Below are 23999 nucleotides of genomic sequence, written 5' to 3' on the forward strand. Positions count from 1 at the left end.
ATGTATAGCGCCGAAAACCTCGCGAAGTCCAGGGGGTAGAGCCAACTTTGTGGAAGACAGATCGGATGTCTCGCGAGAGACTCCTGAAATGGCTGCGTCGTGGGGCGCTGGTGACCGCTGTGGTGGTCCTGGTCCCCGTGGTGGCCGTGGCCATCGCGCTGCGGCTCGAATACGCCGGGGATCCCGGCGCGGCGGGCCGCACCCGGGGGCATGACGCGGTCTGGCTCGGGCACGCCTGGGTCGACGGCCGGCACACCGCGGCCGACCTCGAAGCCCTGCGCGTCCAGGTCCAGGGCACCGGGATCCGGGACCTCTATGTGCACACCGGACCGCTGGAGCAGAACGGCAGTCTCGATCCGAAGCTCTACCCGGGCGCGGCCTGGCTGATCGGCGAGGTCCACCGGATCCTGCCCGGCGTCCGGGTGCAGGCCTGGCTCGGCAACGTCATCGCGCACCACAACGGGGACGACGGGCTGCACCTGCCCGACGAGGCCACCCGCGCCCGCATCCAGGCCAGTGGTCAGCAGGTGCTGGCCGCCGGATTCGACGGCGTCCACCTCGATCTGGAGCCCAACTACTCCGGTGACAAGGACTTCCTGGACATCCTGGACCGGTTGCGCGCCACGACTTCGGCGCACGGCGCCGCGCTGTCGGTGGCCACCCACCAGATCGATCCGCTGCCGGGACTGCACACCATCGCGCTGTCGATGTTCGACCATCCCAAGTGGTGGTCGCAGAAGTACTTCGCCGAGGTCGCCCGCCGCGTCGACCAGGTCGCGGTGATGGCGTACGACTCGGCGATGCCACTGGAAAGCCTGTTCGGGGGTTACCTCGCCCAGCAGACCGCCCTCGCCCTGGAGGCCACCCCGGCCGGCACCGACCTGATCATGGGGCTGCCCGGCTACCACACCAGCACGAGCGGACACCATCCCTCCGCCGAGACCGTCACCGCCGCCGTGCGCGGCGCGCGACTGGGTCTGGCCAGGCACGGAAAGGACCGCGAGGCCTTCGGCATGGCGCTCTACGTGGACTACGCCGCGACCCCCGGCGACTGGGCCGCGTACCGGTCCGGATGGGGCGGGCGCTGACCGCCGCGGGAGCGGATCGTGACCGGACGCGTACGTGCGATGACCGTGGGGATCATCCTGGTACGAGGGCTGCGGAGAGGGCCTCCGTAAGCCGTAGGCTGGTCCCGCACTGACACGAACAGCAGCCGGCAGGGGACGGCCTCGCCCCCTCCGGCCGGAAGGAGGCGCTGGGTGATCGAGCTCGAGGGAGTACCCGAGCTGATCGACCCGGTCATGGTGGCCGCGTTCGAGGGCTGGAACGACGCCGGCGACGCAGCCTCCACCGCGGTCGGCCACATGGACCGGGAATTCAAGGGGGAAGTCTTCGCGGCACTGGACGCCGAGGACTACTACGACTTCCAGGTCAACCGGCCGACCGTCTGGCTGGACGCCGGGGTACGCAAGATCACCTGGCCGACCACGCGGCTGTCGGTGGTCCGCGTCCAGAACCCCCGGCCCCGTGACCTCGTCCTGGTCCGCGGCATCGAGCCGAGCATGCGCTGGCGCTCGTTCTGCAACGAGATCCTGGGCTTCGCCCATGAACTCGGCGTGGAGATGGTCGTCGTGCTGGGCGCGCTGCTGGGCGACACCCCGCACACCCGCCCGGTCCCCGTCACCGGAGTGACCTCCGACGCGGACCTGGCCGTCGCCCTGAACCTGGAGGAGTCCCGCTACGAGGGCCCGACCGGCATCGTCGGCATCCTGCAGGAGGCGTGCACGCACGCCGGCATCCCGGCGGTCAGCCTGTGGGCCGCCGTCCCGCACTACGTGTCGCAGCCGCCGAACCCCAAGGCGACGCTCGCCCTCCTCAACCGCCTGGAGGATCTGCTCGATGTGCGGATCCCGCTCGGCGAACTGCCGGAGGACGCGCGCGCCTGGCAGGTCGGGGTGGACCAGCTCGCGGCCGAGGACAGCGAAGTCGCCGAGTACGTACAGACGTTGGAGGAGGCCCGCGACACCGTCGAACTGCCGGAGGCGTCGGGCGAGGCCATCGCCAAGGAGTTCGAGCGCTATCTGCGGCGCCGCGACCCCGACACCGGCGAGGCCCATCCCTACCTCAGGGACACCTCATCGGGACCGCACCCCGCCCGGGGCGCCGCCAAGGAGGAGCCCGAACCGGACGACTCCGACGACGAGTAGCCCGGTACGCGGGACGACCGGCCGCCGGCCGGGTGCGCGCTGCGCATCCGGCCGGCGGTGGTCCGTTACGGGGTCGACGGGTCAAGCGCAGCTGAACTTCGCCGCGGCCCAGTCCCCGTGGTCACCGCTCTTGGAACCGTTGGTGTCGGTGATCTTCAGACGGACGTGGCGCGCCCCGCCGAGCGGGACGTCCACCGGCACGGTCGCGGAGGCGCCCGTCACCTTGGGCGAGGTCCACAGCACCTTGCCGTCGGCCTCGACCGAGAAGGCCACCTCCCCATAGCCGTTGATCTCGTCGTCGATCCCGGCGTCCGCGGTGAAGCGGGTGCAGCGGCCGCCGGTGTAGAGCTCGATGTCGGAGTCGGCGTGGGCGCCGATCCCCTTGGGGTAGACCGTGCCCGCCAGGGTGATCGGATGACCGTCCTCGGCGCCCGACTCCCCGTTGCTGCGGTCGCGTTCGGGCGGCCCGTAGCCGTTCCCCTCGCTCAGCCACACCATGTCGCTCGCCCAGGTGTCGGCCACCGGAGGCGGCGGCATCGCGGAGACCGCGAACGGCTGCGCCGTCACCCGGGCCTGCCCGGCCGTCCGGTAGGCGGCGGAGGCCGTCAGCACCGCCTCCCCCGGTGCCGCGTTCTGCGGCGGGGTGACGGTGACCTGGACCCGCCGGGTCGTCCCGGCGGGAATGCGGCCCACCGGCGCGGGGGCGGTCACCGACCAGCCGGCCGGCGCCTTCAGCGTCACCTGGACTCCGGTGGCGTCCCTGCTGCCCGCCGTCACGTCCACCGGCACGGTGGCCGGCACACCCGCGCCGACCTCCTGCGCCGGCGGCGACGACACCACGGCAGCGCTGCCCGGCGCCTTGCCGCCGAGCGCGCTCGCGCCCAGCAGCCGGAGGGAGAACGCCTTCGCGGTGCTCAGCGACGGGGTCTTGACCTGCACCACGCCGCCCCGGTCGGCCGTGTCGAACCACCAGCCGCGCGAGGCCGCGTCGAAGGCGGCCTTGGAGGTGTACTTCGGCAGCGCGGACCCGTCCAGCAGCAGACCGGCCGGCGCGTCACCGGTGTGCACGGTGAACTGGTACGGGCGGGCGGTCTGCTTGCCCTGGAAGGTTCCGTTGCTGGCTCCGACGTCGACGGTCACGTCGCCCGCGCCGGACGACGGGGCCTTGACGGTGACCTTCTGCTGCGCGTACTTCCCGGCCCGGCTCTGCCGGGTGACGCCGTCGTCCTCGTAGAGCGTGAAGGACGACGTGCCCTGCGGGTAGACGTCCCAGGCGACCGGCGAGGCCGGGGTGCGGTCCTGGTAGGACCTGATGCCGGGCCACATCGGCACGGCGGCACCGGCCTTGACGAACAGCGGCAGCGTGCCCAGCGGCGCGCTGTAGCCGTTGACCGTGGTCGGGCCCTGGTAGACGCGGCCGGTCCAGTAGTCGCTCCAGGTGCCCTTCGGCAGATAGATGCCGTCGCGCACCGCGGTGTCCTGGTAGACCGGCGCCACGAGGAAGTCCTCGCCGGACAGGAACTCGTACTTCGCCGCGTCGGACGCCGCCTTCGGGTCGTCCGGGTACTCGAGCGCGAGCGGCCGCACCTGGCCGACCCCGGTGCGGTTCGCCTCGGCCGCGTAGGAGTACGTGTACGGCAGCAGCGACTCCTTGAGCTTGAGGTACTGGCGGTTGATGGAGGTGTACGGCTCCCCGTAGCGGTAGGGCTGCTTGTCGTTCGCGGCCCAGCCGTCCATCGTCATCACGGCAGGCAGGAAGGACTTCCACTCCAGGTCGCGGGTGTAGGTCTTGGGGCTGCCGCCGAAGATGCCGTCGATGTCACCCGAGGTGTAGGCGAGCCCGGACATCGTGGCGCCCGCGTACGTCGGGATCTGCCAGCGGATGTACTCCCAGCTGCCGGACTGGTCGCCCGACCACTGCACGCCGCAGCGCTGCGCGCCCGACCAGCTCTCGGGTGCCCAGGTGAAGCCGCGGGCGTCGCTGTTGTCCTCGATGCCCTGGTAGGCGTCCTTGCAGCCGTCGAGGGCGAACTTGTAGCCGCCGCCGACCCAGGCCACGTCGAGCTTGGCGATCCGCTGGCCGGCCTTGACCTGGTCGGCGAGTTTGCCGATGCCGTCCTCGGTCCACAGGCCGGTCTTCATCTTGCGGTCCTGGAGACCGGCGGAGGTCTGCGGGAGGTTCTCGTAGCCGCAGCCGTAGCCGTCGTTGACGAGCATCCAGCCGTTCGGCATGTCGTTCTTGACGTAGTCGTCGGCGACCTTGAGGGAGTCCAGGGTGTGCCGCTCGCCCCGGTTGGCGTTGTGCAGATAGCAGTCGGAGTCGCCGACCTCGAGCCCGTACACGGGCGGCAGGAAGGGGCGGCCGGTCAGCTGGGTGTACTGGCCGATGACGTCCTTGGCCGACGGGCCGGCGAAGTAGTACGCGTCGAAGCGGTTCTCCTGCTCGGTCGTCGCCACCGGATCGGTGAAGGCGTACGTGCCGGGCGCATAGGTGTTGCGGAAGGCGCCGTAGCCGGCCGTGGACAGGTAGAACGGGACGGAGTTGGGGTGCCCGCCGTCGTTCCAGTTGTCGTCGACGCCGACCTCGACGGTCTGGCCGCGGTGCGAGGTGTTGCCGCGGCCGTTCTGCATCCCGGCGCCGTAGAACTGCTCGGTGGCGCCGCGCTCCAGGGTCTGGGTGGTCCTGGTGCCGTTCCACGTCAGGCCCTTGGACTCGGCCCAGACCTTGGTGCCGTCGGCGCGGTAGAGGGCGAAGCGCAGCGGGGACTTGTACGCGCGCAGGGTGACCTGGGAGGTACTCAGCTCGTACCGGTCACCCGCGTCCCGCCACCGGGTGGCCGGCGGGGCGCCCTGCGGCAGCACGATGTCGGTGCCGGTGGGGTCGCTGAACTTCCCGTCGGGCGCGAGCTCCACACGGAACGTCTGCCCGGACACGAAGGTGACCCGGACCTCGGCCTGGCCGGCCGTCAGGTGGTAGACGGGCCCGGCGGCGGAGAATCCGGTCAGATTCCCGACGGTGGTATCGGCGGGCGCGGCGGCGTGCGCCGTACCCGGTACCGGGACGAGGAGGGCCACGAGCAGGCCCAGCATCACCATCAGCGGCATCGCAGACATTCTGCGATGTTCTTGAGCATTCCTGTGCATGAACACCTCTCCGGCTGCATCTGCGCGCAGTTGGAAGCAAGAAATGAGCAACTGCGAGCGTGTATAGCGCAGATGCCGTGCTCCTGACCAGAGGGCCGTCGGGTGCCGGGTCACCGTTTCCGGCGCGGCGGGCCCCGTTCCGCTGTCCGCCGGGCGCAACGAAACGGCCCCGGCGGTGATCCGCCGGGGCCGTTCGGTTGCGCTACGAGTGTCGTACGGGCTGTCGTTAGAGGGCGACGCCCAGGAGTGCGTCGACCGCGCGGGAGACCACACCGGGCGCTCCCTCGTCCGTGCCGCCGGACAGGGCCTGCGAGGCGGCCCAGCGGTCCACCGCGGCGAGCGCGGCCGGTGCGTCCAGGTCGTTCGCGAGCGCCTCGCGGATCTCCTCGACGAGCGCCTCGGCCGGCGGCCCGTCGGGACGGGACACCGCCGCGCGCCAGCGGGCGAGGCGTTCGACGGCGTCGGCGAGCACGCCGTCCGTCCACTCCCAGTCGGCGCGGTAGTGGTGGGCGAGGAGCGAGAGCCGGATCGCGGCGGGGTCGACCCCGTCACGGCGCAGCTGGGAGACGAAGACCAGGTTGCCCTTGGACTTCGACATCTTCTCGCCGTTGAGGGCGACCATGCCGGCGTGCACGTACGCCTTGGCCATCGGGAACTCGCCGGTGAGCACCTGGGCGTGCGAGGCGCCCATCTCGTGGTGCGGGAAGGCGAGGTCGGAGCCGCCGCCCTGGACGTCGAAGCCCATCCCGAGGTGGTCCAGCGCGATGGCCACACACTCGATGTGCCAGCCGGGCCGGCCGCGGCCGAGGGAGGCGCCGTCCCAGCTCGGCTCGCCCTCACGGGCGGCCATCCAGAGCATCGGGTCCAGCGGGTTCTTCTTGCCGGGACGGTCCGGGTCGCCGCCGCGCTCCGCGGACAGGATCCGCATCGCGGTCGCGTCCAGCCGGGAGACCTGGCCGAAGTGCGGGTCGGAGTCGACGGAGAAGTAGGTGTCGCCACCGAGTTCGTAGGCGGCACCCAGTTCCAGCAGCCGTTCGACCAGCGGGACGATCCCGGGTATGGCCTCGACAGCGCCGATGTAGTGGGCCGGGGGGAGCATCCGCAGCGCGGTCATGTCCTCCCGGAACAGGGCGGTCTCACGCTCGGCGAGCGCGGTCCAGTCGTCTCCGTTGGCGATGGCCCGCTCCAGGAGCGGATCGTCGACGTCCGTGACGTTTTGGACGTACTGCACCTGACGCTTCGTATCGAGCCACACGCGCTGCACGAGGTCGAACGCGTTGTAGGTGGCCGCGTGCCCCATGTGGGTGGCGTCATAGGGAGTGATCCCGCAGACATAGATGCGGGCGACCGGACCGGGGTCCAGGGTTACCGGGCCACCGGTCGCGGTGTCGTGGAGGCGGAGGTCGCGGCCACTGCCGGGAAGGGCAGGGACGTCGGAAGCGGGCCAGGCATACATGAGATGAGCGTAACCGGACGTGGGTTCCGGAAACGAACCGGCGGCAGGCACGAGTGCGGATGGGCCGGATTGGCCGTCTTGACTTTTCCGCGCGCCGCCGCCCGGGAGGGTCGGCTCCGGGTCCTCGGCCCGACGGCTGTGCCGGCAGGGCAGACCTGGGGCTGGAGACTCCTAGACGGGCGGCCAGGGAATGGCCGGCCACTGGCCGCTCGGCCGCGGGTAGCGACCGGTGCGCAGCAGATCCGCCACTCGGGTGCCGACCGCTGCCACCTCGGCGTCGGTGAGCAGCTCCGCGAGCCGGGCGCCCAGCCCGCCCTTCAGGGCGTCGGTGAGGCGCCGGAGCACCTCGACGGCGTCCTCGGGCAGCGGTTCGTCCGCCCAGCCCCACAGGAGGGTGCGCAGCTTGTCCTCGGTGTGGAAGGCGATGCCGTGGTCGATGCCGTAGAGCCGGCCGTCCGGTGCGGGCAGCAGATGGCCGCCCTTGCGGTCGGCGTTGTTGATCACGGCGTCCAGCAGGGCGATCCGGCGCAGCCGCGGGTCGTCGGCGTGCACCAGCAGCGCGGTGCGGCCGCCGCCCACCTCGGCCCGGACGACCGCCTTCCAGCCCTCGCCCGGCTCGTCCTCCTCGACCAGGGCCAGCAGCTCCGGCGCCTGGCCGGACTCCTCGTCGGCCTCGCCGATCCACAACTGGCACATGCCCTCGCCGTACGGGCCGTCGCGCAGCACCGTCGGTGGTACGAGGCTCCAGCCGGTGGCCTCCGAGACCAGGTACGCGGCCACCTCGCGCTCGGCGAGGGTGCCGTCGGGGAAGTCCCACAGCGGGCGCTCCCCGGCGACCGGCTTGTACACGCACTCGGCGGTCCGGCCGTCGAGGGCGACCTCGCAGTACAGGACGGCGTTGGAGGCGTCGCGCAGCCGCCCGCGCACGGTCAGCTCGCCGCGGGTGAGCAGCTCCATGGCGTCCCCGGCAGCGCCGGACGGGCCGCCGGGCGGGCCGGTGGTGTCACCCGGATCGCCGGACGTACCGGCGTCGCCGGTCAGGCCCCCCGCCGGTACCCGTTCTGGCGCGGGCATACGTGTCCTTCCGGGTCCAGGGGCAGGCTGCACAGCGGGCACGGCGGACGGCCCGCCGAGACCACGTCCAGGGCCCGCTTGGCGAAGGACCGGGCCTGCGCGCCGGTCAGGTGGACCCGCAGCAGCGGCGGGCCGTTCTCGTCGTCCTCGCGCAGCTCCTCGGCCGCTTCGAGGGTGGCGTCGTCGGCGTCGGGCTCGACCTCGACGAGCGCCTGGGCCTCCAGGACCATGCGCTCCTGGGTGCTGTCCCAGGCCAGCGCCATGGTGCCGACCCGGAACTCCTCCTCGACGGGACTGTCGAGCGGCGCGGTGTCGGCCAGTTCGCCCGGCGCGACCGCGGGCACGACGGTGCTTCCGCCGGTCCGCCGAACGACCTCGTCCAGCAGCTCGTCGATCCGTTCGGCCAGCGCCGCGACCTGCGTCTTCTCCAGGGCGACGCTGGTGGTGCGGCCTGCGCCGGTCGCCTGCAGGAAGAAGATGCGCTGGCCCGGCTCACCGACCGTGCCGGCGACGAACCGGTCCGGTTGTTCGTAGAAGAAGACCTGACGGGGCACGTCCTGCTCCGTTTGCTCGACTGTGCGGCTGCTCGACTGTGGGACTGCTCAGCTGTGGCGGTGCTCAGTTGCGGCTGTGCTCAATTGTTTGGGCTCAGTTATGGGTGTGACCGGCCGTTCCGTACCGCCGGACACGGTCCGGGGCGGCGGAACACTGCCGGTCCACCACCCTACTGCGGAAGCCGATCACGGTGTGCCGGTGCCACCACCGACCACCGCGTCCCCCGTCGTGTCCCCGGCGGCGTTTCCGCCTGTTTCCGACGCTTCGGTGGCCGCCGCGGACGGCGCGGGCGCGAGCCCGGTGAGGTCGCCGGTGTCGCCGAGCCGCAGCAGGAACGGCCGGTAGGCGGTGTAGCGGATCGCGGTCACCGAGCAGGGGTCGACGGCGATCCGCTGGAAGAGGTCGAGGTGCATGCCCAGGGCGTCGGCGGCGATGGCCTTGATGATGTCGCCGTGCGAGCAGATGGCGTAGACCGCGTCGGGGCCGTGGCTCTCCTCGATCCGCGCGTTCCAGTCCCGTACCGCGTCGACCGCGCGCGCCTGCATGGCCCGCAGCGACTCGCCGTCCGGTCCGGGGAAGACCGCGGCGGACGGGTGGCGCTGCACGGTGGCCCACAGCGGTTCGTCGGCGAGCTCGGCGAGCTTGCGGCCCGTCCAGTCGCCGTAGCGGCATTCGCCGATCCGGTCCTCGGTGTGAACGGGCAGCTCGGGGCGGGTGTCCAGCATCGGCTGGACGGTCTCCCGGCAGCGCTGCAGCGGGCTGGTGACGACGGCGGCCAGCGGCACCACGGACAGCCGGGCGGCGAGCTCGGTGGCCTGGGCGCGGCCGCTGGCGTCCAGGGCGACGCCCTGGCTCCAGCCGGCCAGCACTCCGTCGGCGTTGGCGGTCGACCGCCCGTGGCGGACAAGGATCACGGTGGGCATGCGGGCCAGCCTACGTCGGTGGTGTGACTTCGCCGGATCGCGGAAGAATAGCCCTCGTGATCGTGGACTGCGCCATCTACAAGGACGGGCACCGGACCGAGGGGCCCGACGACCTCTCCGATGCCCTGGACCAGGCGCGGGCGTCCGGCGACGCCTTCCTCTGGATCGGACTGCACGAGCCGACGGAGGACGAGTTCGACCTGGTGACCTCCGAGTTCGGCCTGCATCCGCTGGCCGTCGAGGACGCCCTGACCGCACACCAGCGCCCCAAGCTGGAGGTCTACGACGATTCGCTGTTCGTGGTCCTCAAACCGCTGGAGTACGACGACGCGGCGGCGACGGTCACCGCCGGTGAGCTGATGGTGTTCATCGGTGACGCCTTCGTGGTGACGGTGAGGCACGGCGAGGGCAGCGCGCTGGCCGAGGTGCGGCGGCGGCTGGAGAAGGATCCCGAGCTGCTGAAGCACGGACCGCCCTCGGTGCTCTATGTGATCAGCGACACAGTGGTGGACCACTACGTGGAGATCGCCTACGAACTGCAGGTGGACCTCGAGGAGTTGGAGTCGAGCGTGTTCACCCCGAATGCCGGGGACACGGCCAACACCGCGAGCACGATCTACACCTTCAAGCGCCAGGCACTGGAGTTCCGCCGTGCCACCGGTCCGCTGATGGACCCGATGGCCCGGCTCGCGGGCGGCGGGGTGCCGTTCGTCTCGGCGGCCAGCCGGCCGTTCTTCCGCGATGTCGCCGACCACCTGACCCGGGCGAACGAGCAGGGCGAGAGCCTGGACCGGCTGCTGTCCGACATCCTCGCCGCGCATCTGACGCAGGTGGGGGTGCGGCAGAACGACGACATGCGCAAGATCTCGGCGTGGGCGGCGATGGCCGCGGCGCCGACGATGATCGCCGGCATCTACGGCATGAACTTCGACCACATGCCGGAACTCCACCAGACGTGGGGTTATCCGGCCGTCATGACGCTGATGGCGGGCATCGTCGCCCTCCTGTACGGGTTCTTCAAACGGCGCGGGTGGCTGTAGCGGGGTGGGGCGGGTGGTTGCGGCCGGGCGGTGCGGGTGGCGGTGACCGTGTGGGGTGGCGGGCAGACTGTGCGCGGCGGGTCGCCGTGACCGTATGGGGCGGGTGCCCCGCGAGGCGTAACTCCTGGCCCGCTGAGGCGTTGTGTTTGCTGACGGCCGTGGCGGGGAAGACCCCCGAGCCCCCACCACGGCCGCAGATCCCAGCGATCCGGTCGAGCCTCCTCATCCCGCACTGTCCTACCTCCTGGGTAAGGTGCAACGGGGGCTGAGGGGCCAACGAGGCCGTGAATCGCGAAGCAGGTGGACATGTTCAGCAAGGCGACGAGGAGCCGCCCGACCACGCGCCGGTCGGGTCCGGCGGGGTCGGACTGGTCGCCGTACGAGCGGCTCGAGGACGCTTCCGACGCCTACTTCCTGCACGCGGACGTCGCGTTGGACGCGATCAGGGGGGTGCTAGGACGCCGCAAGGTCCTCGGTTTCACCCTGGAGCGGGTGGTGGATCTGACGGAGGCCGGCACGTCCGTCTGGCAGGAGGCGGCGGTCTGCGACGGCCGGCGGCTGATCCTGTGGCACAGCGAGGAGTTGGCCGACGACAGCGCACCCGGCGGGACCGTACTGGACTCGTCGGTGCAGGTGCTCCCGCTGAACTCCATCGGCCATGTCGGGATGCGGACGCTCGTCGGCAGGAACGAGCAGGGAGTGCGCGTCGACCGCGGGGTGTACCTGGTGCTCGCAACGTCGATGCCGCACGAGTTGAGCGCCGTGCAGGGCGATCCGGACTCGCCGGTCGCCGCCGCCCGCTTCCGTCCGGAGGCGTTCCGGTTCAGCAAGTCGCTCGACGACGGCGGACCGGGCCAGATAGCCCGGCTCGTCGCGTTCGGACGGCTGCTGGGGCGGCTGGTGCCCAGCTAGGGCGTGTTGCGAAAGTCCCGCCTGGCCCACGACGCCTGGCACCCGCCCTAGAACCCGACGGCCCTCAGGCCGGACGCCGGTCCGCCGCCGGGACCTGCATACCGGCCCCGGCCCTCCGCGGGACCGGGGCCGGTCCTCTGCCGGCTACGCGAGGCCCGCGCGCTCCATGGCCTCGACTCCCGCGCGCAGCGCGGCGACCCGCTCGTCGAGCGTCCAGCCGGCCGGGGTGACGGTCAGGGTGGTGACGCCGGCGGCCGCGTACTCCTGCATACGGTCCGCGATCCGCTCAACCGGGCCGAGCAGGCTGGTGCGGTCGATCAGCTCGCGCGGGACGGCGGCCGCGGCGCCGTCCTTGTCGCCCGCCAGGTACTTGTCCTGGATCTCGGCGGCTTCCTTCTCGTACCCCATGCGCTGCGCGAGCCGGTTGTAGAAGTTCTGCTTCCTGCTGCCCATGCCGCCGACGTACAGGGCGGTGTAGGGGCGGAAGATGTCGGCGAGCGCGTCCACGTCGTCACCCAGCGCGAGCGGCAGCGTCGGACAGACGTCGAAGCCCTCGAGGGTCTTGCCGACCTTGGCGCGGCCCGCGCGCAGCGGGGCCAGCGAGGTGTCCTCCATGTTCTCGGCGGCGCAGAAGAGCGTCAGCGCGCCGTCGGCGATCTCGCCGGTCTGCTCCAGGTTCTTGGGGCCGATCGCGGCGATGTACAGCGGGATGTGCTCGCGCACCGGGTGCACGGTGAGCTTGAGCGCCTTGCCGGGGCCGTCGGGCAGCGGCAGCGTCCAGTGCTCGCCCTCGTGCGAGAGCCGCTCGCGGGCCATCGCCTTGCGGACGATCTCGACGTACTCCCGGGTGCGGGACAGCGGCTTGTCGAAGCGCGTGCCGTACCAGCCCTCGGAGACCTGCGGTCCCGAGACGCCGAGGCCCAGCCGGAAGCGGCCGCCGGACAGCGAGTCGAGGGTGGCGGCGGTCATCGCGGTCATCGCGGGGGTACGGGCCGGGATCTGGAAGATCGCCGAGCCGATGTCGATGCGCTCGGTCTGCGCGGCCACCCAGGAGAGCACGGTCGCGGCGTCGGAACCGTACGCCTCCGCGGCCCAGCAGACCGCGTAGCCGAGCCGGTCCGCCTCCTGGGCGACGGCCAGGTTGTCCGCATCCATCCCGGCGCCCCAGTAGCCGAGGTTGATTCCGAGCCGCATGCCGCTCCCCTTACTGATGAGTAACGTCTCTGTCACTCCGGACTTTAGCGCCATGGCGTGCTTCGCGCGCCTGTCGGGTTCGTCACTGCTGCCCAATCAGCCACTTCACCAGTAATCTCAGCGGTCATGGAACAGAGGCACCTCGGCCGCACCGGGTTGCGCGTGTCGCGGCTTGGCCTGGGCACGCTCACTTGGGGGCGCTACACCGGGGAACGCGACGCGGCCGACCAGCTGAAGACGTTCTGGGAGGCGGGCGGCACGCTGGTGGACACCGCCGACGTCTACGCGGACGGCGGCGCGGAGTACCTGCTCGGGCGGCTCATCGAGGAGTTCGTCCCGCGCGCGGATCTGGTGATCGCCACCAAGGCGGGCAGCGTGCCCGATCCCGACCGGCGCTTCGACTGTTCCCGCGGCCATCTGCTCTCGGCCCTCGACGCCTCCCTGCAGCGGCTCGGCACCGACTACGTCGACCTGTGGCAGGTGCACGCCTTCGATCCGGCCACCCCGCTCGACGAGACGCTGCAGGCCCTCGACATCGCCGTCACGTCCGGCCGGGCCCGGTACGTAGGGGTGTCCAACTACTGCGGCTGGCAGCTCGCCAAGGCCGCGACCTGGCAGCGCGCGGTGCCCGGCCGCACCCCGCTGGCGAGCACGCAGATGGAGTACTCGCTGCTGCAGCGCGGCATCGAGCGCGAGGTGCTGCCGGCCGCACTCGACCTGGGCATCGGGCTGCTGCCGTCCTCGCCGCTGGGCCGGGGCGTGCTCACGGGCAAGTACCGCAGCGGCACCCCCGTCGAGTCGCGCGGCGGCTCGGAGGAGATGGCGGCCTTCGTCGACCCGTACCTCGACGACACCGCCCGGCTCATCGTCGACGCCGTCACCACCGCGGCCGACGGGCTCGCCGTCCGGCCGATAGACGTCGCGCTGGCCTGGGTCAGGGACCGGCCGGGAGTGACCGCGCCCATCGTCGGCGCGCGCAACGCGCAGCAGCTGGCGCAGGCATTGTCAGTGGAGGCCCTTAGTCTTCCGGGTGAGATCTGCCAGGCGCTGGACGATGTGTCGGCGCCGCTGCACCGTTACCCGGATCACGACTGGAGCACGCTCTGAGCGAGCCCGGCCGGGGATCCGCCGCACCACGCCGCACCACGGAGGCCCACGTGACCGAGGACCGCACCGACCAGGACGTCGCGACGCCCGGCGCCGACGGGCAACCGCCCACGGCCCCCGCCCGCCTCGCCGAGACGGAGCGGGCCCAGGAGCGGGTCATAGACGATGCCGCCGCGCCGCTCGTCCCCGCCCCGGCCGCGCGGGCCGGCGCCCGGGCCAAGCCCGCGGTCGACCTCGCGGACCTCGCCGCCGCCATGCGCTCCATCGAACGCGGCGACAACCCCTCGGCCCCCGCCCCCAAGGGCGATGCCGCGGCCGCCCGCCGCAAGCGCCGCGACGCGATGGCCGCGGAGGCGGAGAAGCTCCAGGCCGCCGAGGCGGCGGCCGCGGCGGGCGTTCCCGTGCCGGGGGCGGAAGCTGCCGAGGGGGCCGAAGCCGCGGAGGGGGCGGAGGGTTCCGAGGGGGCGGACGGGGCGGCTGTCGTCGATGGTCCGGAGGCCGCTGCTCCGGAAGGTCAGGACGCCGCGGAATCCGCGCCTGCCGAGTCCGCCGAGTCCTCTGAGCCGCCCACGCCTTCGGAGCCTTCGGAGCCTTCGGAGGCGGAGGCCGAGAGCACCGACGACGCCGAGGAGGACGAGCCCGACGAGGTCGTCGACGCCGAACCCGTCGCGGCTGAACCCGTCGCGGCCCCGGCTCCGGCCGTCCCCGCTGAACGGCCTGTCCGGGAGCGGGCGGAACAGGAACCGATCCGTCTCGCGCGGGTGCCGGTGGTGTACGACCCCGCCGCCGTCGAGGCGGTGCGGGCCGTGCTGGCCGAGGGCGGGGCGCCGGCTGAGCTGGCCGAGCCCGCGGTGGCCGCGCTCGGCGAACGGGCGGCGCAGGCGCTGCGCGAGGATCCGTGGCAGGTGCTGTCGCTGGCCGGCGTGCGGGTCGAGCACGCGGACGGCTTCGCGCGGGCGCTGCTCGGCGCCGACTGCGGGCCCGACGACGAGCGCCGCGTACGGGCCCTGGTCGTATGGCTGTTGGAGCGGGCCGCCGAGCAGGGGCACACGGCCCTCGAATCGTCCGTGCTGCGCACCGCGCTGGAGAAGCAGTCGGTCTCCGGCGCCGAGGAAGGACTGAGCGCCGCCATCGCCGAGGGCCGCGTGCTGGTGTTCCAGGACACCGAGGACGTCCCCGGGGCGAAGCCCGCCGCGGCGGACGAGGGGGACGAAGGGCCGCCGGTCCGGCTGCTGCTCGGCCTCGACCGCTACGCGCTCGCCGAGGAGAGCCTCGCGGACGGCCTGGACCGGCTGCTCAAGACCTTCGAAGGCGACGATCTCGACTGGGAGTCCGCCGCGGCCGCCACGTCGTCGCCGTCCGCCGCCGCGCTGGTCCGCGCCGCCGCCGTCAGCGGTCTCGTCACGCACACCGGCGGAGAGGCGGCCCGCGCCGAGCCGGCCGCGCTGGTCGCCGCGGCGCGGGAGCTGGGGCTGCGCGCGTACGCCGCCGCGTACACCGCTGAGGGCCGGCGACGGCTCGCCGCACACCTCGGCGAGGACACCGCCGTCACCGTCGCCGGGCTGCTGTCCGGGCAGGAGGGTCCGGGCCGGGAGGCCGACGGGAGCCTGGCTCTGGACGTGCTGGCCGTACTGGACGCCCCACAGCTCGACGTGGAGCTCTCGGCGACGCTCGTCGAGGCCGTTCCTGACGGTGCACGGCTGGTCCTCAGCGGCGACCCCGGGGTGCTGTGGTCGGCCGGGCCCGGCCGGGCCTTCGCGGATCTGCTGGCGGCGAAGACCTGTCCGCAGGTGGCGTCCCGGACCCCGGACCCGGGGCCGATCGGCGAGCTGGTGTCGGGGATCGGCATCGGGGAGCTGACGGCGGTGGAGGCTCCCGGTAAGGAGGTCGTCATCGTCCCGGTGCGCGACCCCCGCGAGGCGGTGCACCGCACGGTGCAACTGGTCGCCGACTCGGTGCCGCGCGTCATCGGAGTGCCCGCCACGGAGACCCAGGTCATCACGCCGGGCCACGGCGGCGCGGTCGGCACCCAGGTGCTGAACGCGGCGCTCAAGGAACGGCTCAACCCCGGCCCGGGCCGGTTCGGCGGCTTCGACCCGGGCGACCGGGTGGTGTACGCGCCGGAGCCTGGCCTGACGCTGCCCGGCACGGTGCTGTCCGCCGATCCCGAGGGTCTGAACCTGGACTGCGCGGGCACCCGGGTCCTCGTACCGCGCGACCAGGTGGCGGCGCTGCGGCACGGGTGGGCGATGACGGCACAGCAATCCGCCGGGCTCCGCTGGCCCGCCGTGGTCGTGGTGCTGCCGGGCGACGCGGTGCAGGCGCTGACCCGTGCGTGGGTCTACACGGCCTTCGGCCGGGGCGAGCGCCACCTTTCGGTGGTGCAGGGCGCCGATCAGGGCCTGGCCCAGGCGGTGGCCGGCATTCCGGCGAAGGACCGCACGACCCGGTTGCGTTCGGTGCTGCGCGAGCAGGCGCGCGAGCAGGCGGCGGAGTGAGCCGCGCCGGGGCGGACGGAAACCCGTCCGCCCCGGCGCATGCTCTTGCTGCGGAGTCCGGGTCTTGTTGTCCGGGTTTAGTTGTCCGGGTCGAGGGCGCTCAGCTCGTCGTCGAAGACCGAGCTGACGTCGAACCGGCAGATGATCAGCTGGGGGTCGGCCTGGTCGAACGGGGCGGCCAGCCAGTCCCCCGGATCGGTGGGCTCCGCGGCGGAGACCCAGAGGGTCGAGTCGCCCTCCTCGAGCCCGAACTCCTTGTGCCGCTGGGCGATCTCGTCGGGCTCGTACTCACCGAAGAGAATGCCGACGGCCGCGTTCACCCCGGTGTCCGGTCCGGAGTCGGCGTCGGCGACCCGCCGGGCCTGCAGCAGCAGCCGCTGCGGCTCCACGATGCTGTAATCGCGGCGGATCAGCACGCTGATCGCGGCAGGTTCATCGGAGCCCGCGTACTCGGGCAGCGTGTCACCGGACGGCACCTCGAACGGCGTGACCTCGTCATAGGCGTCGTAAAGCAGCTCGTCATAGGCCTCGGCGGCCGTGGCGAGGTCGTCAAAAGCGGTGTAGACGGCGGGGTCGTCCTCCCCCGTCCGGTTCTCGATCGCCTCAAGGTGGCGGTCCAGCGCGGCTTTGACCGCCTCAGCGGCGGCACGTACCTCGGCAACGGTGGGCTGCACGTCATCAGACATGGTGCAGACGCTATCCGCACCAGGGCGTTGCCCGCACAATAGATGCGATGCCGGAATACGAATTCACAGAGATGTACGTCCCCCGGGGTGTGTCCCGGAAGGACGCGACGCGACTGCTGACCGATCACGCGGAGTACGGCCACTGGGAGTTGGACCGGCTGCGCCTCTACCCCGACGGGAGCCGCCGGGTGCGGCTGCGCCGCCGGATCATCCGTCAGGTCAGAGCAACCTGGTGAGCTGATATCCACCCATAACGTATAAATGGGACCCCGCCACCGCGGGGTCCCATCGAGCCGTGCGCCGAGCCGCGCGGCGGCCTTCCGGCCACCCTGCGGCTCTCCTGCCGTCAGCGACGGGCGGCGCGGTTACGGCGGTAGAGCATCCCGCCGCCGAGCAGCAGCGCGGCACTGGTCGGCAGCGCCATCCCGATCGAGCCGCCACCGGTGGCGGCCAGCTGAGCGGTCGGGTGGTGCGCGGCCGGAGCGTAGGGCGACGAGGGCCCACCCGGGTTGGAGTGACCGGTGCCGGGGTTACCGGGGTTACCGGGCTGACCCGGAGTGCCGGGGTTACCGGGCGTTCCCGGGTTACCGGGCTGACCCGGAGTGCCGGGGTTACCGGGCGTTCCCGGGTTACCGGGCTGGTCCGGGTTGCCCGGAGTCCCCGGGTTGCCCGGAGTGCCGGGGTTGCCAGGCTGGCCGGGGTGACCGGGGTGCCCCGGATTCCCCGGGTGACCGGGCTGGCCCGGATGTCCAGGCTGACCCGGGTGGCCCGGGTGGCCCGGAGTACCCGGGTTTCCGGGGTGCCCCGGAGTGCCCGGGTGGCCCGGCTGGCCCGAGCAGTCGTCGCCGTGCGGCGCGTGCCACTCCGTGTTCCCGCAGCCGTTGCCCATCGCGGGGTTGAGCCCGCCGATCACGGTGATGCTGTTGCCGCACGCGTTGACCGGGACGTCGACCGGAACCTGCGCCGAGTTGCCGGAGAGAACGCCGGGCGAGTGCGAGGCACCGCCGTGCGCCACCGCCCCGGAACCGCCTGCTCCGCCCCGTCCTCCATGGCCCGAGACGTTCGCGCAGCTGTTGCCCATCGCCGGGTTCAGCAACCCGATGACGTTCGCCGTGTTCCCGCACAGGTTCACCGGTACATGCACCGGCACCTGCACGTTGTTGCCCGACCCGACGCCCGGCGAGTCGGACGTGGTGCCGACCGCACCCGAGTCCGCAAACGCGAAGCCGCTGCCGGCAGCGAGAACGCCGCCCGTCGCGACCACGGTGATCAGGCCCTTTTTCGCGACCTGTCGCATAGCCTTCCCTACCTTCGCTCTCAGTGAGGCCCCGGGGTCGCGGCCCCGGGAAGGGAACGGACGGCTGTGAAATCCTTGTCCGATTCCCCCATAAAGACCGAGGGGCCCCGGAGCGCGGAAATAAGCACTCCGGGGCCGGCCCGGTTCAGACCCTCAAGGGGTCGAACATGACGTCACTTGTTGACGCAGCTGTTGCCGAAGGCGGGGTTCAGCAGACCGATCACGGAGACCGTGTTGCCACAGGCGTTGACCGGGACGTGGACGGGGATCTGGATCAGGTTGCCCGAGAGCACGCCCGGGGACTGCACGGCAGCACCCTGCGCGCCGGCATCGGCAACGGCCAGGCCCGCACCGGCGAGTACGAGACCACCAGAGACAGCAGCAGCAGCGACGATCTTCTTGATCATGGTTTCCTCCTAGTTCGAAATGCGGTCCCAGCCGCGGACCGCACAAGTCGTAACGACCCCGAAGGAAACGAGCTACGAAACTGCGGGAGCTTTCACCCGTCTCAGTTCGACTGACACAGGTAGTCGAATCATCAGCAATTTTCGATGAAACGGTCCAGCACTCGAACGCCGAACTTCAGCCCGTCCACCGGAACCCTCTCGTCCACACCGTGGAACATGCCCGCGAAGTCCAGCTCCGGCGGAAGCTTCAGCGGCGCGAATCCGAAGCAGCGGATTCCGAGGTCGTCGAAGGACTTCGCGTCCGTCCCGCCCGACAGGCAGTACGGCACCGCCCGCGCGATCGGGTCCTCGGCCTTCAGCGCGGTCTGCATGGCGTCCACCAGCGCACCGTCGAAGTCCGTCTCCAGCGCCTTGTCCGAGTGCACCGACTCGCGCTTCACCCGCGGGCCGAGGATCCGGTCCAGGTCGGTGAGGAACTCCTCCTCGTAACCGGGCAGGAAGCGGCCGTCGACGTGCGCTGTGGCCTGGCCGGGGATCACGTTCACCTTGTAGCCCGCGCCGAGCATCGTCGGGGCGGCGGTGTTGCGCAGCGTGGTGCCGATCATCTTGGCGATGCCGCCGAGCTTCGCCAGCGTCGCGTCCATGTCCTCCGGGTCCAGCTCGGTGCCCAGGGCGTCCGACAGCTCGTCGAGGAAACCGCGCACCGACTTGGTCATCCGCACCGGGAACTTGTGCCGCCCCAGCCGCCCGACGGCCTCGCACAGCTCGGTGATCGCGTTGTCGTTGTTGGTCATGGAGCCGTGCCCGGCCGTGCCGTCGACGGTGAGCCGCATCCAGTGCATGCCCTTCTGCGCCGTCTCCACCAGGTAGAGCCGCAGGTTCTCGTTGACGGTGAAGGAGAAGCCGCCGACCTCGCCGATCGCCTCCGTGACCCCTTCGAAGAGGTCCGGGTGCTTGTTGACGAGGTGCCGAGCGCCGTAGACGCCGCCCGCCTCCTCGTCCGCCAGGAACGCCAGCACGATGTCACGCGGAGGCTTGCGGCCGCTGCGCAGCCGGTCGCGCACCACCGCCAGCGTCATCGCGTCCATGTCCTTCATGTCGACGGCGCCGCGCCCCCACACGCACCCGTCGGCGATCTCGCCGGAGAACGGGTGGTGCGTCCAGTCGTCGGCGTTGGCCGGCACCACGTCGGTGTGCCCGTGGATCAGCAGCGCGGGCCGGGAGGGGTCCTCCCCCGCGATCCGGGCGACGGTGGACGCCCGTCCCTTGTGCGACTCGAAGATCTGCGGTTCGAGACCGACCTCGGCCAGCTTCTCGGCGACGTACTCGGCCGCGGCGCGCTCGCCGGGCCCCGAGTGATCCCCGTAGTTGCTGGTGTCGATCCGGATCAGATCCCGGCACAGGTCGACGACCTCGTCCTCACCGGTGATCTTCCTGTCGCTCCTCGCGCCCGAAATCGACTCGCTCACGCTGTCTCCTCGTCCCTCACGCACTCCCGCGCCCGCATCCGGCGACCGCGGCGGATTCCGCTCCCCATACTCCCCCGCCCGCCCCCCGCACCCAAGAGCCACCCGCCCCACGTCATGATCCCTTCACACCGGCACCCGTGATCGGGCCCCTGGGATCTTTGCTATGGTTTACCTCGTCGCCGCGGCCGAGAGGCCTGCGGTACACCCGGTCCGGGTGGCGGAATGGCAGACGCGCTAGCTTGAGGTGCTAGTGCCCTTTATCGGGCGTGGGGGTTCAAGTCCCCCCTCGGACACTTGTGAAAGACCCTGGAGACAGGGTCTTTTTTCATGTCCGGACTTCCCAGGGCAAAGGTGTCGCTTCGGGCGCTAGGGTTCAGCGAACGCAGTTGGGACACGTCCCAACTCCGTTGACAGCGCGACCGGTTGCCCGGGTTCGCCCGCGCGGCCATGCACCGAGGGGGGCCTCATGCGGGAAATGACCAAGGGCGCCAATGTCGGCCTGGCGACGTTGAGCGAGGACACCGGCTCCGTGATCGTGAGTCTGGGCTGGAGCAGCGCGACCGGGGACGGGGACGCGGATGTCTCCGTGCTCCTGCTCAACGCGGACGGCAAGGCCCGCAGCGACGCGGACTTCTTCTTCTACAACCATCCGGCCGCCCCGGACGGCAGCGTTCAGCTGCTGGGCAAGACGCCCACCGCGAACGGCAACGAGGACCGGATCAGCCTCGATCTGACGGCGATGCCCGCGGACGTCCAGCAGGTCGTCGTCGCGGCCAGCCGGTACGGCGACGACCGGTTCGGCACCCTGGAGGACCTGCGGCTGACGCTGGCCGACGGGTCCGGTGAGAACCTCCTCGCGTTCCCGATCACCGACGCGGGCGTCGAGAGCGCCTTCATCTTCGGTGAGCTGTACCGGCGGGGCGAGGAGTGGAAGTTCCGGGCCGTCGGGCAGGGGTACGAGACCGGGCTCGGCGGACTGGCCACGGACTACGGCATCGACGTCGATGATGCCGACGAGGTGGAGGAGGAAGGTGCGGCGGCCGTTGCGGATGTGCCCACGGGATCCGCGCCCGGCCTCGAACAGGTCCCGGTCCCCGAGGTCTCCGAGGTCGGCGAGGTCCCGGTGCTCCCCGCCGGAGCCGCCGCCCCCGAGGGCGTCCCCGAAGTCTCCTTACCGCCGAAGCGCCCGCGTACCGCCAAGAAGAAGGTGACGCTGCCCAAGGCGACCAGGAAGTCGCTCGCCGAGAACGAATCCTGGCGGCCGTCCCGGCTCTTCCCGGCCTCGTCCCTCAAGAGCGACCACGAGCGGGAGACGCGCGCGACGTCCATCCTGCTGTCGGTGATGGCCCAGGTCCCGGAGTTCGGGCGGCGGCTCACCGCCGCGTTCGGGGCTCCCGCCGGCCGGATGGAGACGTTCACCGAGGTCTCGCTGCCGCACGGGGAGACCCCGAAGCGCCCCGACGGCGTCATCCGGGTGGAACGCGCCGGCCGGCTCTGGACCGCCCTGGTCGAGACGAAGACCAACGGCAATCCGCTCAAGGGTGAACAGGTCCAGGACTACATGGACATCGCCGCCCGCCGGGGCTACGAGGCGGTGATCACCGTGTCCAACGACGTGGCCCTGGAAGGCAGCCCGCTCGTGGACGTGAAGATCGACGGGCGGCGCAAGCACAAGGTCGCCCTGTGGCACCTGTCCTGGGCCGAGGTCACCCAGCAGGCTCAGATGCTGATCCGCCACGAGGGCGTCGGCACCGCAGCACACGCCTCGCTCCTCGAGGAGTTCCTGCACTACCTCCAGCACGAGAACTCCGGCTGCCACGGCTTCCAGAACATGGGCCCCGCGTGGGTGCCGGTGCGCAACGGCATCGACGAGGAGACCCTCTGCCAGGGCGACCAGCGCGCGGTGCAGGTCGTCGAGAGCTGGGAGCGGCTGATCCGGCAGGTCTGTCTGCGGCTCGGCGGTGAACTCGGCCAGAAGGTCCTGCCCGTCCAGCGCGCGAAGCGCGGTTCCGATCCGCAGTCACGGCGTGCGGCCCTCGCCGACAAGCTCTGCGAGAACGGCCGGCTGCACGCGGAGATCCGTATCGACGGCAGCGTCGGGATCCTGGCGATCACCGCCGACCTGCGCACCGGCAAACTGCGGATCTCCCTGGAGATCCCGCGCTCCGAGCAGGGCTACCCGCTCTCGTGGACCAAACGCCTGGTCCGCCAGCTCGCCGACGCCCCGGCCGACCTCCATATCGAGACCCTGGTCGAGGGCCACGGCAGCGGCCCCCGCGGCACCCTGGAGAAACTGCGCCCCGAGCCCGGCGACCTCCTCCCCAAGGACGGCGCCCAGATCAGCGGCTTCCGCCTCTCCCTCTTCAAGGGCATGGGCAGTTCCCGCGGCAGTGCCGAATCCGGCTTCATCCGCAGCGTCGACGCCGCGGTGGACCGGTTCCACTCCACCGTCGTCACCCAACTGGAACGCCCGGCGGCCCGCCGCCCGTAGCGCGGTGGGGCGTGACCTGCGGGGTTACCAGGCGGCCGGGGCGTAGTCCTTGAGGAAGCAGCCGTAGAGGTCTTCGCCGAGTTCGCCGCGGACGATGGGGTCGTAGACGCGGGCGGCGCCGTCGACCAGGTCGAGGGGGGCGTGGAAGCCCTCTTCGGCCAGGCGCATCTTGTCGGGGTGCGGGCGCTCGTCGGTGATCCAGCCGGTGTCGACGGCGGTCATGAGGATGCCGTCCGTCTCCAGCATCTCCTGGGCGCTGGTGCGGGTGAGCATGTTCAGGGCGGCCTTGGCCATGTTGGTGTGCGGGTGGCCCGGGCCCTTGTAGCCGCGGCTGAACTGGCCTTCCATCGCCGAGACGTTGACGACGTACTTGCGGCGCGCGGTGGCCGCGGCCATCGCCGGGCGCAGCCGGCTGACGAGGACGAACGGCGCGGTGACGTTGCAGAGCTGGACCTCGAGGAGCTCGAGCGGGTCGACCTCCTCGACGCGCTGGATCCAGGTGTTGGTGGCGTCCAGGTCCGGTACGAGGCCGCCGGCGTCGATGGCGGTGCCGGCCTCGATACGGGCCGGGGTCGCGGAGCCGGTGGTCAGGGCCAGGGCGGTGATCGACTCGGGCGTCAGGGCGTCGTGGCCGGCCGACGACGGGCCGGGCAGCGCGATCTGCGCGCCGCTGCCGAAGTGGCCCAGGACGGTGCGCGAGGGCAGCTCGCCGGCCGGCAGCGGGGCGAGTTCCGCGGCGACGAGCTCCGCGTAGGCGCGGGGGCTGCGGCGGACGGTCTGCGCGGCGTTGTTGATCAGGATGTCGAGCGGGCCCTCGGCGGCGACCTCGTCGGCGAGCGCGATCACCTGGGCGGGGTCGCGCAGGTCGATGCCGACGATCTTCAGCCGGTGCAGCCACTCCGGGCTGTCGGGCATCGCCTTGAAGCGGCGGATCGCGTCGTTCGGGAAGCGGGTGGTGATGGTGGTGTGCGCGCCGTCGCGCAGCAGGCGCAGCGCGATGTACATGCCGATCTTGGCGCGGCCGCCGGTGAGCAGGGCGCGGCGTCCCGTGAGGTCCGTGCGCGCGTCGCGGCGGCTGCGGTTCTCCTTCGCGCAGGGCGGGCAGAGCTGGTGGTAGAACGCGTCGACCTCGACGTAGCGGGTCTTGCAGACGTAGCAGGAGCGGGGGCGCTCCAGGATGCCGGCGATCTCCTGCGTCACGGACGTCGTGAGCATGTTGCCCAGCGTCTCGTCGTCGATGCGGTCGGCCGCGCCGGTGGCCGTGGCCTCGGTGACGGCCTTGTCGTTCGCCGTCTTCGAGGCGCGGCGCTCCTGGCGGCGGCGCTGCTTCACCGTGCGGTAGATGCCGGCGGTGGCGCGCCGGACGGCGATGGCGTCGGGGTGGTCGACGTCCAGCTCGTCGAGCTCCGCGAGGACGCTCAGGCAGAGCTCCAGGCGCGCCGGGTCGATGCCCGTCGAATCATCGCGCCGGGTTTCCGTCTGCTCACTCGCTGTCATGCCGTTACTGCCTTCTGGATTGTCTGTTCCGCCCCGAGTCCA

The 23999-nt window shown here is 71.6% G+C and carries 19 protein-coding genes and 1 tRNA gene; 9 read left to right on the forward strand and 11 right to left on the reverse strand.

All coding sequences use genetic code 11. The features are described 5' to 3' along the window. Window positions 1–65: 65 nt before the first annotated feature. Together G3I60_RS16995 and G3I60_RS17000 are read left to right on the forward strand one after the other, a co-directional pair. Window positions 66–1088: a hypothetical protein gene (locus G3I60_RS16995; RefSeq protein WP_164293744.1), complete on the forward strand. Its 1023-nt coding sequence runs from the start codon at window positions 66–68 to the stop codon at window positions 1086–1088. Between the two features lie 171 nt (window positions 1089–1259). Continuing rightward, on the forward strand, window positions 1260–2207 hold the full coding sequence (locus G3I60_RS17000; RefSeq protein WP_138354782.1) for a PAC2 family protein: 948 nt from the start codon (window positions 1260–1262) through the stop codon (window positions 2205–2207). Window positions 2208–2288: 81 nt separating this feature from the next. Here G3I60_RS17000 and G3I60_RS17005 read toward each other — a convergent pair whose 3' ends face one another. From G3I60_RS17005 to G3I60_RS17025, 5 genes are all read right to left on the reverse strand, one after another. Continuing rightward, window positions 2289–5297 (reverse strand): NPCBM/NEW2 domain-containing protein, encoded by a 3009-nt coding sequence (locus G3I60_RS17005; protein ID WP_239069939.1) that lies wholly within the window; start codon window positions 5295–5297, stop codon window positions 2289–2291. A 280-nt stretch (window positions 5298–5577) separates the two neighbouring features. Next, window positions 5578–6807 (reverse strand): cysteine--1-D-myo-inosityl 2-amino-2-deoxy-alpha-D-glucopyranoside ligase, encoded by a 1230-nt coding sequence (gene mshC, locus G3I60_RS17010; RefSeq protein WP_138354780.1) that lies wholly within the window; start codon window positions 6805–6807, stop codon window positions 5578–5580. A 171-nt stretch (window positions 6808–6978) separates the two neighbouring features. Continuing rightward, window positions 6979–7881: an SCO1664 family protein gene (locus tag G3I60_RS17015; RefSeq protein ID WP_164293746.1), complete on the reverse strand. Its 903-nt coding sequence runs from the start codon at window positions 7879–7881 to the stop codon at window positions 6979–6981. Then, window positions 7845–8435 carry a DUF3090 domain-containing protein gene (locus tag G3I60_RS17020; protein WP_138354778.1) on the reverse strand — a complete coding sequence of 197 codons (591 nt, stop codon included), beginning with the start codon at window positions 8433–8435 and terminating at the stop codon, window positions 7845–7847. Before G3I60_RS17020 ends, G3I60_RS17015 begins: the two co-directional genes overlap by 37 nt. A gap of 186 nt (window positions 8436–8621) precedes the next feature. Further along, the gene (locus G3I60_RS17025) at window positions 8622–9359 is read right to left on the reverse strand and encodes a histidine phosphatase family protein (protein ID WP_164607400.1); all 738 of its coding nucleotides are present in this window, start codon (window positions 9357–9359) and stop codon (window positions 8622–8624) included. Between the two features lie 47 nt (window positions 9360–9406). Between G3I60_RS17025 and corA the strand changes: the two genes are divergently transcribed. Both corA and G3I60_RS17035 read left to right on the forward strand, forming a co-directional pair. Then, window positions 9407–10399, forward strand: a complete 993-nt coding sequence (gene corA, locus G3I60_RS17030; protein ID WP_138354864.1) for a magnesium/cobalt transporter CorA — start codon at window positions 9407–9409, stop codon at window positions 10397–10399. A gap of 306 nt (window positions 10400–10705) precedes the next feature. Continuing rightward, complete coding sequence (locus tag G3I60_RS17035; RefSeq protein WP_138354776.1) at window positions 10706–11311, forward strand: hypothetical protein; 606 nt, start codon at window positions 10706–10708, stop codon at window positions 11309–11311. A gap of 144 nt (window positions 11312–11455) precedes the next feature. Here G3I60_RS17035 and G3I60_RS17040 read toward each other — a convergent pair whose 3' ends face one another. Continuing rightward, entirely contained in the window at window positions 11456–12505 is a 1050-nt protein-coding gene (locus tag G3I60_RS17040; RefSeq protein ID WP_138354775.1) for an LLM class F420-dependent oxidoreductase, read from the reverse strand. Window positions 12506–12631: 126 nt separating this feature from the next. On the opposite strand from G3I60_RS17040, the gene G3I60_RS17045 reads away from it, so the two are divergent. Further along, on the forward strand, window positions 12632–13612 hold the full coding sequence (locus G3I60_RS17045; RefSeq protein WP_138354774.1) for an aldo/keto reductase: 981 nt from the start codon (window positions 12632–12634) through the stop codon (window positions 13610–13612). Between the two features lie 341 nt (window positions 13613–13953). Continuing rightward, window positions 13954–16110, forward strand: coding sequence for an ATP-dependent RecD-like DNA helicase (locus G3I60_RS17050; RefSeq protein WP_239069940.1), 2157 nt, complete (start codon window positions 13954–13956; stop codon window positions 16108–16110). A 77-nt stretch (window positions 16111–16187) separates the two neighbouring features. Here G3I60_RS17050 and G3I60_RS17055 read toward each other — a convergent pair whose 3' ends face one another. After that, window positions 16188–16796: a hypothetical protein gene (locus G3I60_RS17055; protein WP_164293748.1), complete on the reverse strand. Its 609-nt coding sequence runs from the start codon at window positions 16794–16796 to the stop codon at window positions 16188–16190. Between the two features lie 47 nt (window positions 16797–16843). On the opposite strand from G3I60_RS17055, the gene G3I60_RS17060 reads away from it, so the two are divergent. Further along, window positions 16844–17032 (forward strand): DUF5703 family protein, encoded by a 189-nt coding sequence (locus G3I60_RS17060; protein WP_138353264.1) that lies wholly within the window; start codon window positions 16844–16846, stop codon window positions 17030–17032. A gap of 110 nt (window positions 17033–17142) precedes the next feature. Here the strand turns inward: G3I60_RS17060 and G3I60_RS44610 are convergent, their stop codons facing one another. From G3I60_RS44610 to G3I60_RS17085, 3 genes are all read right to left on the reverse strand, one after another. Further along, entirely contained in the window at window positions 17143–18093 is a 951-nt protein-coding gene (locus tag G3I60_RS44610; protein WP_203673144.1) for a chaplin family protein, read from the reverse strand. Window positions 18094–18266: 173 nt separating this feature from the next. Continuing rightward, complete coding sequence (locus G3I60_RS17080) at window positions 18267–18500, reverse strand: chaplin (protein WP_138353266.1); 234 nt, start codon at window positions 18498–18500, stop codon at window positions 18267–18269. A gap of 131 nt (window positions 18501–18631) precedes the next feature. Further along, on the reverse strand, window positions 18632–19957 hold the full coding sequence (locus G3I60_RS17085; RefSeq protein WP_164293819.1) for a M20/M25/M40 family metallo-hydrolase: 1326 nt from the start codon (window positions 19955–19957) through the stop codon (window positions 18632–18634). 220 nt (window positions 19958–20177) lie between these two features. On the opposite strand from G3I60_RS17085, the gene G3I60_RS17090 reads away from it, so the two are divergent. Next, window positions 20178–20262 (forward strand) — tRNA-Leu (locus tag G3I60_RS17090). 173 nt (window positions 20263–20435) lie between these two features. Continuing rightward, window positions 20436–22460 (forward strand): TerD family protein, encoded by a 2025-nt coding sequence (locus G3I60_RS17095; protein ID WP_239069929.1) that lies wholly within the window; start codon window positions 20436–20438, stop codon window positions 22458–22460. Between the two features lie 24 nt (window positions 22461–22484). Here the strand turns inward: G3I60_RS17095 and G3I60_RS17100 are convergent, their stop codons facing one another. Then, complete coding sequence (locus G3I60_RS17100; RefSeq protein ID WP_164293749.1) at window positions 22485–23957, reverse strand: SDR family oxidoreductase; 1473 nt, start codon at window positions 23955–23957, stop codon at window positions 22485–22487. Window positions 23958–23999 lie beyond the last annotated feature (42 nt).

Origin of the sequence: Streptomyces sp. SID13666 (assembly GCF_010548325.1) — a bacterium.
GTDB lineage: Bacteria > Actinomycetota > Actinomycetes > Streptomycetales > Streptomycetaceae > Actinacidiphila > Actinacidiphila fildesensis.

Bases quoted from the DNA above. Each gene is read 5' to 3' on its own strand.
- G3I60_RS17050 (WP_239069940.1), top strand. From the start codon at position 13,954: ATGGCCGCGGAGGCGGAGAAGCTCCAGGCCGCCGAGGCGGCGGCCGCG.
- G3I60_RS44610 (WP_203673144.1), bottom strand. From the start codon at position 18,093: ATGCGACAGGTCGCGAAAAAGGGCCTGATCACCGTGGTCGCGACGGGC.
- G3I60_RS17060 (WP_138353264.1), top strand. From the start codon at position 16,844: ATGCCGGAATACGAATTCACAGAGATGTACGTCCCCCGGGGTGTGTCC.
- mshC (WP_138354780.1), bottom strand. From the start codon at position 6,807: ATGTATGCCTGGCCCGCTTCCGACGTCCCTGCCCTTCCCGGCAGTGGC.
- G3I60_RS17040 (WP_138354775.1), bottom strand. From the start codon at position 12,505: ATGCGGCTCGGAATCAACCTCGGCTACTGGGGCGCCGGGATGGATGCG.
- G3I60_RS17080 (WP_138353266.1), bottom strand. From the start codon at position 18,500: ATGATCAAGAAGATCGTCGCTGCTGCTGCTGTCTCTGGTGGTCTCGTA.
- G3I60_RS17035 (WP_138354776.1), top strand. From the start codon at position 10,706: ATGTTCAGCAAGGCGACGAGGAGCCGCCCGACCACGCGCCGGTCGGGT.
- G3I60_RS17095 (WP_239069929.1), top strand. From the start codon at position 20,436: ATGCGGGAAATGACCAAGGGCGCCAATGTCGGCCTGGCGACGTTGAGC.
- G3I60_RS16995 (WP_164293744.1), top strand. From the start codon at position 66: ATGTCTCGCGAGAGACTCCTGAAATGGCTGCGTCGTGGGGCGCTGGTG.
- G3I60_RS17045 (WP_138354774.1), top strand. From the start codon at position 12,632: ATGGAACAGAGGCACCTCGGCCGCACCGGGTTGCGCGTGTCGCGGCTT.
- G3I60_RS17015 (WP_164293746.1), bottom strand. From the start codon at position 7,881: ATGCCCGCGCCAGAACGGGTACCGGCGGGGGGCCTGACCGGCGACGCC.
- G3I60_RS17005 (WP_239069939.1), bottom strand. From the start codon at position 5,297: ATGCTGGGCCTGCTCGTGGCCCTCCTCGTCCCGGTACCGGGTACGGCG.
- G3I60_RS17025 (WP_164607400.1), bottom strand. From the start codon at position 9,359: ATGCCCACCGTGATCCTTGTCCGCCACGGGCGGTCGACCGCCAACGCC.
- G3I60_RS17100 (WP_164293749.1), bottom strand. From the start codon at position 23,957: ATGACAGCGAGTGAGCAGACGGAAACCCGGCGCGATGATTCGACGGGC.
- G3I60_RS17055 (WP_164293748.1), bottom strand. From the start codon at position 16,796: ATGTCTGATGACGTGCAGCCCACCGTTGCCGAGGTACGTGCCGCCGCT.